Below are 13053 nucleotides of genomic sequence, written 5' to 3'. Positions count from 1 at the left end.
ACCCGCTCTCATGTCCCCTACCACGCCCGACGCCCCGCCCGACGCCCCGGCCGCCGGGGACGTCCCGCTCTCCCACGGCCTCAAGCAGCGCCACCTGTCGATGATCGCCCTCGGCGGGGTGATCGGTGCCGGCCTGTTCGTCGGCTCCGGCGCGGGCATCGCCGCCGCCGGACCGTCGATCGTGATCGCGTACGCCGTCTCCGGCCTGCTCGTCATGCTGGTGATGCGGATGCTCGGCGAGATGTCGGCCGCCCATCCGTCCTCGGGCTCCTTCTCGGCACACGCCGAGCGGGCGATGGGCCCGTGGGCCGGCTTCACCGCCGGGTGGTCCTTCTGGGTACTGCTGTGCACGGCCGTGGGCCTGGAGGGCATCGGCGCCGCGAAGATCGTCACCGGCTGGCTGCCGGGCACACCCGAGTGGGGCTGGGTCGCCCTCTTCATGGTGGTCTTCTGCGCCGCGAACCTCGCCGCCGTGAAGAACTTCGGCGAGTTCGAGTTCTGGTTCGCCGCGCTGAAGGTCGGCGCGATCGGCCTGTTCCTCGTCCTCGGCGTGCTGGCCATCGCCGGGGTGCTGCCCGGCACGGACTCCCCGGGCACGGCCAACCTGGCCGACTTCCTGCCGCACGGCGGCGAGGGGCTGGTCATCGGTCTGCTCGCGTCGGTCTTCGCCTACGGCGGCCTGGAGACGGTCACCATCGCGGCGGCCGAGTCGGAGGACCCGGTCCGGGGCGTCGCGCGCGCCGTCCGTACGGCGATGTGGCGCATCGCGCTCTTCTACATCGGCTCGATGGCGGTCATCGTCACGCTGGTGCCCTGGAACTCGAAGGCGGTCGTCGAGCAGGGACCGTACGTCGCGGCCCTGGACCGGCTGGGCATCCCGGGCGCCGGCCAGTTGATGAACGTGGTCGTGCTGGTGGCACTGCTCTCGGCGATGAACGCGAACATCTACGGCTCCTCGCGCATCGCCTACTCGCTGGTGGAGCGCGGCCAGGGCCCGCAGGCGCTCGGGAAGGTCTCCGCCGGGGTCCCGCGCGTCGCCGTGCTCGTCTCCTGCGTCTTCGGCTTCGTCTGTGTCCTGCTGAGCTACTGGCGGCCCGACGACGTCTTCCCCTGGCTGCTGAACATGATCGGCGCGGTGATCCTCGTCGTCTGGATCTTCATCGCGGTCTCCCAACTGCGGCTGCGCCGAACGGTGGAGCGCGAGACGCCGGGGAAACTGGTCGTACGGATGTGGCTCTTCCCCGTCCTGACCTGGGTCGCGCTGGCCGGCATGGCCGCGATCCTCGTCCTGATGGCCCGGGAACCGGACACCCGGGTGCAGTTGTACTCCACGGGCGCGATGACGCTGCTCCTGGCGGCCGCCGGATACACCAGGCAGCGGACGCGCACCCGGAGCTGAGCCCCCGCCACACTCGCCGCACCCGCGACGACCGCCGCACCCGCCACTCCCGAGAGCCCCTCGTGCGCCCCGCACGAGGGCTTTTTGCTGCTAGCGTGTAGTTGCAAGTTACTTGCAACAAGTAGGGCGGGGCTCGTCATGCCCGTCCGCGCACTCCCTGAACCGCCGTAAGTACAGGAACCGGAAGGCCGACTTCGCCGAGGCGATGTGGCAGGTCGTCGACCGGCAGGACGTGGCGCGCCGCTACGCCGCCGCGAAGTCCCGTACGAACGTGCCGCTGCCGGCCTCCTGAGGCGGCGGCCGGACGTCCTGCTCGTGATCGTCTTCTCACCCTTCACGCGGCAGGCGGAGAAACGGAGAGCCCCCGCGCGGACCTGCCGCGCGGGGGCTCTCCCATGCCGTAACTCACGCGCCGTGGCTCACGCGCCGTAACTCACGCGCACGGCACGTTGAGCGACAGCAGCGCGGCGGCCCCGTCCGTCATCCGCAGTTCGGTGAGCGCCCCGTTGCGCAGCCGGGGGAAGACCCTGCGGTACTCGCCCAGCGGGATGCCGAGCAGCGAGCACAGCACCAGACGCAGCAGGGTGTTGTGGGCGACGACCAGGACGCGTTCGCCGTGGTGGGCCGCCGCGATGCGGCGCAGGGCCGCGGTGCCGCGGGCCGCCGCGGTCCGGGGGTCCTCCGCCTCCGGGAAGGGGTAGGACACCGGGTCCGACCGGTAGGCCTTCGCGCGGGCCGGGTTGTCGGCCTCGAACTCGGCGAGGGTACGGCCCTCCACGACGCCGAAGTCGCATTCGCGCAGGGTGGGTTCACGATGGGCGGTGAGGCCGAGGGCCCGGCAGGCGGGAGCGGCGGTGGCGGCGGCGCGGGAGAGGGTCGACGTCCACACGGCGTCCACGGGATGGGCGGCGGCCCAGTCACCGAGGGCCTCCGCCTGCGCGCGGCCCTCGTCCGTGAGAGCCACGTCGCTCAGCCCGGCGTAGCGGTTCTCGGTGTGCCAGACGGTCTGGCCGTGCCGGGCCAGCAGCAGGGTCGCGCTCGCCGGAGTCCCGGGGCTCGTGGCGTCGTCGGTGGTGTGCGTCGTCCTCATGACCCCGCAGTATCCAGGTCGAGGCGGGCGCGTGCGTGCGCTCCGACGGAAGCGGGCAGCCAGCCTCGCTCTTCGAGCACCCCGACCAGGCGTGCGTAGGGATCGGCGAACCGCGCCGTGCGGGCGGGGCGCGGAGTGAGGACCGTACGGACGCGGACCATGCGGGCGGCGGCGTCCGCGAGGGTGGCCGCGCCTCCCGTGCCGTACGCGGCCAACACGGCCATGCCCAGGGCGGTTTCGGTCCGTTCGGGGACGCGGGCGGGGCGGCCGAGGATGTCCGCCCGCAGCTGGTTCCAGTACGGGCTGCGGGCACCGCCGCCGGTGAGGGTGAGCGGACCCTCCACGGGGGCCCCCAGGTGGTGCAGGTAGTCCAGGCAGAGGCGTTCCACGAGGCCGACACCCTGGAGGAGGGCCGCCCACAGGTCGGCGTCGGAGGCGGGGGTGCCGAGCACGAAGGGGACGGCGTCCGGGGCGAGGAAGGGAAAACGTTCGCCGGGTGAGACGAGCGGGTAGGCGAGGACGGACGCGGGTTCACGGGCGGCGGCGGCCCGGTCCAGGGCGGCCGGATCGGCTCCCGGGAAGGCCGCCCGCAGCGCGCCCGCGCCGACGCCCGAGGCCCCGCCCGGCAGCCAGCTTCCCTCCGGGGCACGATGGTTGTAGACGACTCCGGTGTCGTCCCGCACCGGGCGCGCGGCAACGCTCTTGAGTACGAGCGTCGTTCCGAGCACCGCGTTCCAGGAGCCCTCGCCCAGGGCACCGGAGGCGATCTGCGCGGCGCAGCCGTCGGTCGTCCCGGCGATCACCGGCGTGCCGGCGGGGATGCCGGTCAGCTCGGCGGCCCCGGCGCGGACCGTGCCGAGGGTGCTGCCGGGGCGGACGACCTCGGGCAACAGGTCGCCGGTCAGGCCGAGTCCGGCGAGGGCGGCGTACGGCCAGGTGTCGTGTTCCAGGTCGTAGGCCGTCTTCAGCGCGTGACCGGAGTCGGTGGGCGCCGGACGCCCCACGAGACGGGTGACGATCACGTCGGCCTGGTGGGCGAGGCGGGCCGGCCCGTACTCCTCCACCAGCCACATCGCCTTCGGCAGCCCCCAGCCGTTCTGCACCCGCAGGCCCGCCTCCCTGGCCCGCCCGGCCTGCGCCGCGGCGCGGGCGTCGTCGTACATCAGGCCGGGTGTCACCGGTCGGCCCGAACCGTCGGTGAGCAGGACCGTGCCGGAGGTGGAGCACACCGCGAGGCCGCCGATCCGCACCGCCGGGCGGCCCGCGAGCGCGGCCCGGGACGCGGCGCAGACCGCGTCCCACCACTGCGCCGGATCCTGTTCGTGCCGCACCCCGGCACGCCGTCCGCCCAGCGGGGCCGCGCCGCTGCCGAGGACGGTGCCGTCGCCCGTGACGAGCAGGGCGCGGACGCCCTGGGTACCCAGGTCGATGCCCAGCCAGGCCGTGCCGTCACTCTCCACCGGGACCTCCCGCGCCGTCGCGGCCGATCGGACTCTCACCCGGACCCGGACCCCGGGCGTGCGGCGCGCCACGCCGAGGGGTACGAGGACCACCTGTCCGGGCCGGCGTCGGCCCGCGAACGCGCCCGCCGCTGGATCCGGGGGCGCGACGGGGTACGACACGGCGTGGCGGCGCGCGGTGCCTTACGGTACGGGGGCTTCCGGGGCATGGTGGCCCGATGCCCAGGGAAATGACGTACCCCTGCTACACGTGCGGATCGGACCAGCCGCACCGACAGCCCCGGGACGACCGGGAACGGGACATCATCCGCGAACTGACGCACGCCCGGACTCCGCACGCCTACGTCGACGACTACTGGATCTGCGGTCGTACCGACTACGACTGCCGCAACATCCGGCACGCGTGGCGGGTCAAGCCGTTCGACCCGCCACGGAAGATGCCCGAACCGGACTGACATGTACTCGGAGATCGCCGAGCCGCAGCGGCTCAGAGGTTGCTGAAGTCCGGGCCGGCCGTCCGCGTCCGCTTGATCTCGTAGAAGCCGGGCGTGGAGGCGACGAGCAGCGCGCCGTCCCACAGCCTGGCCGCGGCGTCGCCCCGCGGGGTCGGGGTGACGACCGGGCCGAAGAAGGCGATCTGCTCGCCGTCGTCGCCGGGGAGCGCGATCACCGGGGTGCCGACCTCCTGGCCGACCTTGTCGATGCCCTCCTTGTGGGAGGCGCGCAGCTCGGCGTCGAACTCGAAGTCCTCCTGGTCGGCATACTCGATCAGGGAGGCCGGCAGGCCGACGTCGGCGAGCGCGCCCGCGACCGCCTCGACGGTCGGGCCCTCGCCCTGGTTGTGGATCCGGGTGCCGAGCGCGGTGTAGAGCGGGCCGAGGACGTCCTCGCCGTGCTTCTGCCACGCGGCGGTGACCACCCGGATCGGCTTCCAGGCCTTGGTGGCGAGCATCTCCCGGTACTCCTCGGGGAGCGTGTCCAGCTTGTCCTCGTTCAGCACCGCGAGGCTCATGATGTGCCAGCGGACCTCGATGTCCCGGACCTTCTCCACTTCCAGGACCCAGCGCGAGGTCATCCAGGCCCAGGGGCACAGCGGGTCGAACCAGAAGTCGACGGGGGTCTTGCCGGAGATGGTCTCGGACATGGTTCTCCTCAAAGGGTCCTCTTTTCCGGGCCAACACCATGGGGGCCCCGGCTCATTCCCGGGTGCCCGCCGTCAGGCGCACATGGGAGGATCGCTCCTGTTCACACATGTCCATGACGCCATGAGGGAGTGCCGCCGTGCCCGGTGAGAATCTGTCCCGCGACGAGGCCCAGGAGCGGGCGGCCCTGCTGTCCGTGGACGGGTACGAGGTCTCCCTCGACCTGCGATCCGCCGTGGGCGCCGCCGAGGCCGGAGCGCGTACGTTCCGCTCGGTCACCACGATCCGCTTCCGCTGTACCGAGCCCGGCGCCGAGAGCTTCGCCGACCTGATCGCACCGAGCGTCACGGCCGTCTCGCTCAACGGCAGGGACCTGGACCCCGGCGAGGTCTTCGACGGCACCCGCGTCCGGCTGGAGGACCTCGCCGCGGAGAACGAGCTGGTGGTCGACGCCCAGTGCGCCTACTCCCGCACCGGCGAGGGCATGCACCGCTTCGTCGACCCCGAGGACGGCGAGACCTACCTCTACACCCAGTACGAGCCCGCGGACTCGCGGCGCGTCTTCGCCAACTTCGAGCAGCCGGACCTCAAAGCGCCCTTCCGCTTCGAGGTGCGGGCCCCCGAGGGCTGGGTCGTGTGGAGCAACGGCGTCGGTGAACTCACCGACGGGGTGTGGCAGTTCGCCGAGACGAAGCCGATCTCGACGTACATCACGGCGGTCGTGGCGGGCCCGTACCACTATGTGACGGACAGCTACTCCCGCACGTTCGACGACGGTACGACGCTGGAGATCCCGCTCGGCGCGATGTGCCGCAAGGGCCTCGCCCCCCACTTCGACGCGGACGACGTCTTCCTCGTCACCAAGCAGGGCCTGGACTTCTTCCACGACCACTTCGACTACCCGTACCCCTTCGGCAAGTACGACCAGGCGTTCGTGCCCGAGTACAACCTCGGCGCGATGGAGAACCCGGGACTCGTCACCTTCCGTGAGGAGTACATCTTCCGCGGCAAGGTCACGCAGGCGTCGTACGAGGGCCGGGCGAACGTCGTCCTGCACGAGATGGCGCACATGTGGTTCGGCGACCTCGTCACCATGGAGTGGTGGGACGACCTGTGGCTCAAGGAGTCCTTCGCCGACTTCATGGGAGCGTTCGCGCTGGTCGGGGCGACCCGCTTCGAGGACGGCTGGATCACCTTCGCCAACCGCCGCAAGGCGTGGGCCTACCGCGCCGACCAGCTGCCCTCCACGCACCCGGTCACGGCCGACATCCGCGACCTGCAGGACGCCAAGCTCAACTTCGACGGGATCACGTACGCCAAGGGCGCCTCGGTGCTCAAGCAGCTCGTCGCGTACGTCGGCCAGGACGCGTTCCTGGAGGGCGCGCGCCGGTACTTCAAGCGCAACGCGTACGGCAACACGCGCCTGGGCGACCTGCTGTCGGCGCTGGAGGAGACCAGCGGACGCGATCTGGCCACCTGGTCGCGGTCGTGGCTGCAGACGGCGGGGGTCAACTCGCTGACCCCGCAGGTGATCCTGGACGCGGACGGACGGGTCGCCGAGCTGTCCGTGCTCCAGGAGGCGGCCGAGTCGCATCCCGAACTGCGCCCGCACCGCGTCGCGGTGGGTCTCTACCGGCGCGAGACCGGGCCGGACGGGGAGACCGGTTCCCTGGTGCGCTACGCCCGCGTGGAGACGGACGTCGACGGCCCGCGCACGGTCGTCGGGGAACTCGTCGGCGCCGACGCCCCGGAGCTGGTCCTCGTCAACGACGACGACCTGACCTACTGCAAGATCCGCTTCGACGAGAACTCGCTGGCCACGCTGCGGGAGCTGCTCGGCGACATCACCGACCCGCTCGCCCGCGCGCTGTGCTGGTCGGCGCTGTGGAACCTGACCCGGGACGGGCTGATGCCCGCCCGTGACTTCGTCGGCCTGGTGCTGCGCTTCGCGGGCCGCGAGTCGGACATCGGCGTGCTCCAGACGCTGCACGCGTGGGCCGACTCCGCGCTCACCCACTACACGGCGCCGGACTGGCGGGCGACCGGCGGCCGGCTCCTCGCCCAGGGCGCCCTGAAGGAGCTCCGGCTCGCCGCGCCCGGCAGCCAGCACCAGCTCACCTGGGCCCGTTTCTTCGCGGCGGTCGCGTCCGAGCGGGCCGACCTGCAGTTGCTCCAGGACCTGCTGGACGACTCGGCGAAGATCGACGGTCTGGACGTCGACCAGGAGCTGCGCTGGGCGTTGCTGGAACCGCTGGCCGCGCACGGGATCGCCGACGAGTCCGCGCTGGCCGCCGAGCTGGCCCGCGACGACACGGCCTCCGGCAAGCGCCACCAGGTCCGCTGCCTCGCCGCCCGTCCGTCGGCGGCGGTCAAGGCCCAGGCCTGGGCCCAGGTCGTCGAGTCGGACGCGCTGTCGAACGCGCTCGTGGAGGCGACCATCGCGGGCTTCGCCCGGCCGTCGCAGCGCGAGCTGCTCGCCCCGTACGCCGCGAAGTACTTCGCCGCCATCGAGCGGATCTGGGCCGAGCGGTCCATCCAGATCGGCATGGACGTGGTGAAGGGGCTGTTCCCCTCCCTGGCGGACTCCCAGGAGACCCTGGACGCGACGGACGCGTGGCTGACGGCACACGAGAGCGCGGCGCCGGCCCTGCGCCGTCTGGTCCTCGAGGCCCGCGACGACCTGGCACGGGCGCTGCGCGGACAGCGGCGCGACGCGGCGACCGCCGGCTGAGACGGGCGAGGGCCGGCGGACACGGGCGGTCCTACCCGCGGCACCAGAGGGGCACCGGTTCCGGCCGGTGCCCCTCTGCCGTGGGCACCACCGGTACGAGTGGTTACGAAATTCAGGTATGCAGAGCCGTAACCCCTACTAATCCCCATCCGGACCAGCGCCTTTCGGCAGTCGAACGCCCGTACTTTAGGACGAGCTTGTCCGCATTTGTCGACGGGTGTGTAACAGCGGTTAGGGGACGGACCGGGCGCGGAAAGCCCCTGTGCATGAACCACGACACCCCGCTCTCCCCCCGCCCCCTGCGTCACCTCTCCGACGTCCGGCGCCGGGTGCTGACCACAGCCCAGCTGCGCGCCCGCGGCGTCACCGCCGCCGGGGCGAGCGAGCGGTGCCGGCCGGGCGGACCCTGGCAGCAGTTCCTTCCGGGTGTCTTCCTCCTCCACGCCGGCCCGCCCACCTCCGAGGAACGCCTGCACGCGGTCCTGCTGTTCGCCGCCCGCACCCCCGCGACGGCGCCCGCGACCGCGATCCCCGTCCAGCCGGGCGCCGAGGAGCCGCACGCCCCCCAGCCCTACGCGGACGCGCTGATCACCGGCCTCGCCGCCCTCACCCTGTACGGCTTCGCGTCGGCCCCGTCCCTGCTCTCCCTGGACAGGATCGACGTCCTGGTGCCCCGGCTGCGCCGGCTGCGCTCGCAGGGCCCCGCCCGCATCGTCCGCACCGCCGCCCTTCCCGCTCCCTCCTACGTCACCGGCGTCCCGGTCGCCCCGGTCCCGCGCGCCCTCGCCGACGCGGTGGCGGAGCTGACGGACGCGGACGCGGTACGCCGTCTGCTGACCGAGGCGGTACGCGCCGGCCACTGCGATCCGGCGGCGGTCGTGCGGGAGCTGACGCAGGCCCGGCTGCTGAGCCGGCCGCACGTGGTGGACGCCGTCGACTCCCTGCTGGCCGAGGGACGCGCCGTCGCGGAGGACCGGCTCTACCGGATGGTCCGTGAGCACGGTCTGCCCGAACCGGTCTGGAACGTGGACCTCCGTCTGCCGGGCGGCCCTCACCTGGGCGGCCTCGACGCCTACTGGCCCGAGCAGGCGGTGGCCCTGGAGCTGGACACGCGGGCTCCCCGCCAGGACGGGGACGCCCTCTGGCCGGAGTACGCCCGCAAGCGCGAGCACCTGGAGCGTCTGGGCATCACGGTCGTCCACGTCACGCCGAAGAAGCTCCGTGACGCGATCCAGCAGCAGGCGACGGTCGTCCGGACCGCCCTGATGGCGGCGAACGACCGTGAACCCGCGGCGTATGTCGTGGTGCTGCCCCGGTAGGGAGGGACCGGTCGGGCGGCAGGAGGGGAGCGGAGGGGCCACCGGGTGCCGGTGGCCCCTGCTCGCGCGTGCGGGCCCGGACCCGGGTCCGGGCGGCGGCTACCCGGGGCAGTACTCCGCGTCGATCACCGCGTCGCCGTCCCCCGACCAGTCCCCGTTGAAGTTGAAGGCGAGGGAGTGGCGGCCGTCCGCCGTCGTGGTGGCCGAGGACGTCGAGCCGTGGATGCCGCCGTCGTGACCCCAGACGTGGACACCGCAGCCGAGGGTCCGGTCGATCAGGCCGAGACCGTAGCGGGCGTTCGGGATCCCCTCCACCGCGACCGTGGTCTTCATCTCCTTGAGCTGCTCGGGCGGGAGGAGTCTGCCGCGCAGCAACGCCGAGTAGAAGCGGTTCAGGTCGGAGAAGTCGGAGATCATCCCGCCCGCGGAGGAGGCCAGGGAGGGATTCAGCGCCGTCACGTCGTACGTCGGGCCGGTCGTCGTCGCGGCCAGTTTCGCGTAGGCGCGGCTGCTGGGGTGCGGGAGCGTCGTCCGGGTGCCGGGGACCGAGGTCGCGCGCAGGCCCAGCGGGGCGATGACGCGCCGTTCGATCTCCGTCGCGTACGAGTGACCGGTGACCTTCGCGATCACCATGCCCGCGAGGATGTAGTTGGTGTTGGAGTAGCTCCAGGAGGCGCCCGGCGCGAAGACCGGCCGGTGGGCCATCGCGATCCCCACCAGTTCGGCGGGCGACTTGGTGTCGTAACGGTGCCGGAGGAAGCCGTCCTTGAGGAAGTAGGTCCGTACGAAGTCCTCGTCCTCGGTGTAGTCGAAGATGCCGCTGGTGTGGTTGAGGAGCCGGCGGACCGTCACCTCGCGGCCGTCGTTCCCGTGGCCGCGGACCAGGCCCGGAAGCCACCGGTCCACCGTGTCGTCCAGCGACAGCCGCCCCTCCGCCTCGAGTTGCAGCAGCACGGTCGACACGAAGGTCTTGGTGATGCTGCCGACCCGGTAGCGGTCGCTCTCGCCGCGGGGCGCGCCGGTCCGCAGGTCGCCCACACCCGTCGTGGCGGACCAGGTGCCGCGACGGTCCCCGGCCGTCGCCGTGACGCCGGGGACACCCGACCGCACGGCCGTCTCCATGGCCCGCACTGTCGCGGCGTGGTCCGCGGCGGGTCCCGCCGACGCGTGAGCCGCCGACGCGAGCCCCGCCAGGGCCGCCGCCAGCGCCAGCGCGGTGAGCCCCGCCACTTCCGTACGTACGGACATCCGCTTCATGCCTTCCCCTTCTCCGCTTCTCCGCTTCTCCGCGTATCTGCATTACCGCGTATCTGCGTTACCGCGTTACCGCATTTCTGCCTCCTGCCGACGAGCACGTCGGCGGGAGGGACTCGCGGCGCGGGGTGAAGGTTGAGCGGCTCGGGGCGGTGGGGTGGGATTCAGCCCTTCTTCAGTACCAGCTCCGTGTTGCGGTCGCCCGAGGTGCCGCTCAGCACGGTGCTCCGGCCCGGCGCGTTGAAGGAGAGCTCGCGGTAGAGCGCCGCCAGGCCCGTCTGGCTCAGGTCGGAGAAGTCCGTGCGGTGCGGGGCGGCGGACTCGATGAGGGTGGTGAAGAGGGAGAGCGTGCCGTCCTTGTTGTCGACCAGCTCGACGATGCGGGCCAGGTGCGGGAAGTCGACGTGCGAGGCGGTGTTGATCTCCCAGAAGGACCCGTTGCCCGGCGCGGAGTGCGGGATGATCTCGTTCTTGTGGGTGTGGCCGTTCACCCAGGCCAGGACGTTGCGGTGCTTGGAGAGCGCGGCGACGACCTCCTCGCCGCCGTGGCGCTGCTCGGTGGGGTGGGCGGGGTCCTTGCGGCGGTTGCGCATGGACTTGCTGGTGTGGTGGCTGAAGACGATCGCGTACGAGTCCTTGTTCTCGGTCAGCGTCCGCTCCAGCCACTTCAGCTGCGCCGTGCCGACCGAGCCCTCGTAGTGGCCGCCCGGGTCGGTGGTGTCGAGGCTGATGCCGATGACGTCGTCGGCGATCCGGAAGGCGTAGTACTGGGTGCTCGCGGCGAGGTTCGCCTCGGAGTAGCCGTGGCCGACCGGGCCCGGTCCGGTGTGCGCAGGGTCGAGGTGCGCCTTGAGGTACTCGGCGGGGGTGAAGGGGGCGCGCGAGTGGTCGGGGGTGACCGACCTGAGCTGCCGCGCGTGCGCCTTGAGCAGGTCCCGGAGCTGGGTGCCCTTGGGGTCCTTGTCGTTCTTGATGGCGGCGCGCAGGTCGACGCTCTGCGAGGCGGGCAGGCTCATCAGCTTCTTGCCGCCGACGGCGAACTCGGCGAGGAAGGAGTCGCCGTGCCGGTAGCAGCCCAGCGGCAGCGCGTCGTGGTTGCCCACGGTGGAGTACCAGGGCAGGGCGAGACCCGGGCTGCGCAGTTCGCGGATGGCGGCGGCCAGGAAGCCGTGGAGGTGCGGGAAGCCGCGCTGCTTGTCGGCGTCGCGCACGGACCCGTCGGGCTGCCAGTACGTCTTGATGCCGCTGTTCTGGACGCCCTCGTAGTGGCGCGGGTCACCGCTGTTGGGCCGGATGCGGCCACCGCTCATGACCTTGAGGAACCAGTCCAGCTCCGTCTTGGAGTTGTTGTCCGTGTTGTCCCCGGTGGTGATCACGAAGTGCAGCGGGGAGCCGGTGACGGGGGCTCCCCGCAGCGAGTTGACCCGCTCGACGAGCGAGACGGCGCCCGCGACGGTCAGCGCCTCCTGCGGACGCCAGGCGTTCGCGGCGCCCGAGCGCAGGAACTCCAGCCGCAGCGGGTGCTGGACGTCGATCAGGTGCAGGTCGGTGAACTGCACGAAGGAGGCGAGCGCGGTGCGCCGCTCGGCCCGGCCGGCCTTGGCCGACGCCAGCTCGCCGCGCACCACCCGCTTCCAGGCGGGGCCGTCGCCGAGCCGCTGGTAACCCCCGGTGCCGGAGCGCGGCGCGGCGACGCTCTGCAGGGTGGTGCCTCGCTCGTAGGGCGCGAGGGGAGCGGGTGGCGCCTTGTGGGAGACGGCGACGGGGGCCTCGCCGGCGTCGGCGGCCCGCGCCCCGCTCGCGTCCGCGGCGTGTGCCTCGGAGTCGGGCCGCAGGGCGTAGCCGATGCCCGCGGACAGGGTCACCGCCCCGGTTGCGGCGAGGAGGGTACGGCGGTTCATGGCAGCGGCGGTGGCGACAGAGCGTATGCGCGACATGGCGCGATCTCCCCGAGTGCGAACGCGTCGGCAGTGGTCGCGGGGGGCTCGTTGCGGTAACTCCCCGCTCACTCTGGATCGTTGGCACCTGGGGTGACCTGGACGTTAACTCGGCGGCAACGCCCGACACCGATCACCGTACGTGGATCTTGGACTACCCTGCGCGTCCATGGAGCTCTCCCCGGACGGCCGGGAGGCGGTCACTCCGTGTTCATTTTCGGGGGTAGTGGACCGGGATCGCGGTCGGCCACGGCCCGGCCGGCGGGCCGGGCCGCCCGTCCGAGCGCCGGCCGCTCGCGCCAGAGTTCCAGGCCTATGTCGACCAGTCCGACCCGTTCGAGCGACGGCACCTCGCCGAGGGGGTGCCAGGCCGCCATGTCGGTGGAGCCGTCCGTCTCGTGGCGGAGATCGCCGCCGGTGATCCGGGCCTCGTAGACGATCCCGAGGCCGTGGAAGTCGGTGGCGCCGCCCATCCGGCGCGGGTGGCTGCGCAGCTGGGAGTCGATGCCGAGGAGGGCGACCGGTTCGACGGCGTACCCCGTCTCCTCGTCGACCTCGCGGACGACGGTGTCGTAGGGGTCCTCTCCGTGGTCCATGCCGCCGCCCGGCAGGGTCCAGCGTCTGGTCCCGTCGCCCGCGACCCACCGGGCCAACAGCATCTGCCCGTCCCGCACGCATACGGCGTAGGCCGCCACCCTCAACTGCTTCGGCATGCCCAGAC

Annotated in this window: 10 protein-coding genes and 1 pseudogene; 5 read left to right on the top strand and 6 right to left on the bottom strand. The window is 72.3% G+C overall.

What is annotated here, in order from left to right; genetic code table 11:
- The first annotated feature begins 10 nt into the window (after nucleotides 1-10).
- Nucleotides 11-1399 carry an amino acid permease gene (locus ABZV34_RS03000; protein WP_356270883.1) on the top strand — a complete coding sequence of 463 codons (1389 nt, stop codon included), beginning with the start codon at nucleotides 11-13 and terminating at the stop codon, nucleotides 1397-1399.
- Between the two features lie 169 nt (nucleotides 1400-1568).
- A pseudogene (locus ABZV34_RS02995) lies at nucleotides 1569-1691 on the top strand (superoxide dismutase); the annotation flags it as partial.
- Between the two features lie 141 nt (nucleotides 1692-1832).
- Here the strand turns inward: ABZV34_RS02995 and ABZV34_RS02990 are convergent.
- On the bottom strand, nucleotides 1833-2489 hold the full coding sequence (locus tag ABZV34_RS02990; protein ID WP_356270881.1) for a histidine phosphatase family protein: 657 nt from the start codon (nucleotides 2487-2489) through the stop codon (nucleotides 1833-1835).
- Nucleotides 2486-3949 carry an FGGY-family carbohydrate kinase gene (locus ABZV34_RS02985; protein ID WP_356270879.1) on the bottom strand — a complete coding sequence of 488 codons (1464 nt, stop codon included), beginning with the start codon at nucleotides 3947-3949 and terminating at the stop codon, nucleotides 2486-2488. Before ABZV34_RS02985 ends, ABZV34_RS02990 begins: the two co-directional genes overlap by 4 nt.
- A gap of 218 nt (nucleotides 3950-4167) precedes the next feature.
- On the opposite strand from ABZV34_RS02985, the gene ABZV34_RS02980 reads away from it, so the two are divergent.
- Nucleotides 4168-4404, top strand: coding sequence for a hypothetical protein (locus ABZV34_RS02980; RefSeq protein WP_153290579.1), 237 nt, complete (start codon nucleotides 4168-4170; stop codon nucleotides 4402-4404).
- Between the two features lie 32 nt (nucleotides 4405-4436).
- Here the strand turns inward: ABZV34_RS02980 and ABZV34_RS02975 are convergent, their stop codons facing one another.
- Complete coding sequence (locus ABZV34_RS02975) at nucleotides 4437-5093, bottom strand: DsbA family protein (protein WP_356270877.1); 657 nt, start codon at nucleotides 5091-5093, stop codon at nucleotides 4437-4439.
- Between the two features lie 137 nt (nucleotides 5094-5230).
- Between ABZV34_RS02975 and pepN the strand changes: the two genes are divergently transcribed.
- Nucleotides 5231-7822 (top strand): aminopeptidase N, encoded by a 2592-nt coding sequence (gene pepN, locus ABZV34_RS02970; RefSeq protein ID WP_356270875.1) that lies wholly within the window; start codon nucleotides 5231-5233, stop codon nucleotides 7820-7822.
- A 266-nt stretch (nucleotides 7823-8088) separates the two neighbouring features.
- The gene (locus ABZV34_RS02965) at nucleotides 8089-9141 is read left to right on the top strand and encodes a hypothetical protein (protein WP_356270873.1); all 1053 of its coding nucleotides are present in this window, start codon (nucleotides 8089-8091) and stop codon (nucleotides 9139-9141) included.
- A gap of 99 nt (nucleotides 9142-9240) precedes the next feature.
- Here the strand turns inward: ABZV34_RS02965 and ABZV34_RS02960 are convergent, their stop codons facing one another.
- From ABZV34_RS02960 to ABZV34_RS02950, 3 genes are all read right to left on the bottom strand, one after another.
- Nucleotides 9241-10389: a serine hydrolase domain-containing protein gene (locus ABZV34_RS02960; protein ID WP_356271234.1), complete on the bottom strand. Its 1149-nt coding sequence runs from the start codon at nucleotides 10387-10389 to the stop codon at nucleotides 9241-9243.
- 170 nt (nucleotides 10390-10559) lie between these two features.
- Nucleotides 10560-12332, bottom strand: coding sequence for a TIGR03767 family metallophosphoesterase (locus ABZV34_RS02955; protein WP_356270871.1), 1773 nt, complete (start codon nucleotides 12330-12332; stop codon nucleotides 10560-10562).
- Between the two features lie 200 nt (nucleotides 12333-12532).
- Nucleotides 12533-13045, bottom strand: a complete 513-nt coding sequence (locus ABZV34_RS02950; protein ID WP_356270870.1) for an NUDIX hydrolase — start codon at nucleotides 13043-13045, stop codon at nucleotides 12533-12535.
- Nucleotides 13046-13053: the final 8 nt, after the last annotated feature.

This window comes from Streptomyces sp. NPDC005195 (assembly GCF_040608315.1).
In the GTDB taxonomy this organism is placed as follows: Bacteria; Actinomycetota; Actinomycetes; order Streptomycetales; family Streptomycetaceae; genus Streptomyces; species Streptomyces kaempferi.
The sequence above is the reverse complement of the archived record's forward strand: the minus strand, read 5'-3'. Positions and strand labels throughout refer to the sequence as shown.

Bases quoted from the DNA above. Each gene is read 5' to 3' on its own strand.
- ABZV34_RS03000 (WP_356270883.1), top strand. From the start codon at position 11: ATGTCCCCTACCACGCCCGACGCCCCGCCCGACGCCCCGGCCGCCGGG.
- ABZV34_RS02990 (WP_356270881.1), bottom strand. From the start codon at position 2,489: ATGAGGACGACGCACACCACCGACGACGCCACGAGCCCCGGGACTCCG.
- ABZV34_RS02980 (WP_153290579.1), top strand. From the start codon at position 4,168: ATGCCCAGGGAAATGACGTACCCCTGCTACACGTGCGGATCGGACCAG.
- ABZV34_RS02975 (WP_356270877.1), bottom strand. From the start codon at position 5,093: ATGTCCGAGACCATCTCCGGCAAGACCCCCGTCGACTTCTGGTTCGAC.
- ABZV34_RS02965 (WP_356270873.1), top strand. From the start codon at position 8,089: ATGAACCACGACACCCCGCTCTCCCCCCGCCCCCTGCGTCACCTCTCC.
- ABZV34_RS02960 (WP_356271234.1), bottom strand. From the start codon at position 10,389: ATGTCCGTACGTACGGAAGTGGCGGGGCTCACCGCGCTGGCGCTGGCG.
- ABZV34_RS02955 (WP_356270871.1), bottom strand. From the start codon at position 12,332: ATGTCGCGCATACGCTCTGTCGCCACCGCCGCTGCCATGAACCGCCGT.
- ABZV34_RS02950 (WP_356270870.1), bottom strand. From the start codon at position 13,045: ATGCCGAAGCAGTTGAGGGTGGCGGCCTACGCCGTATGCGTGCGGGAC.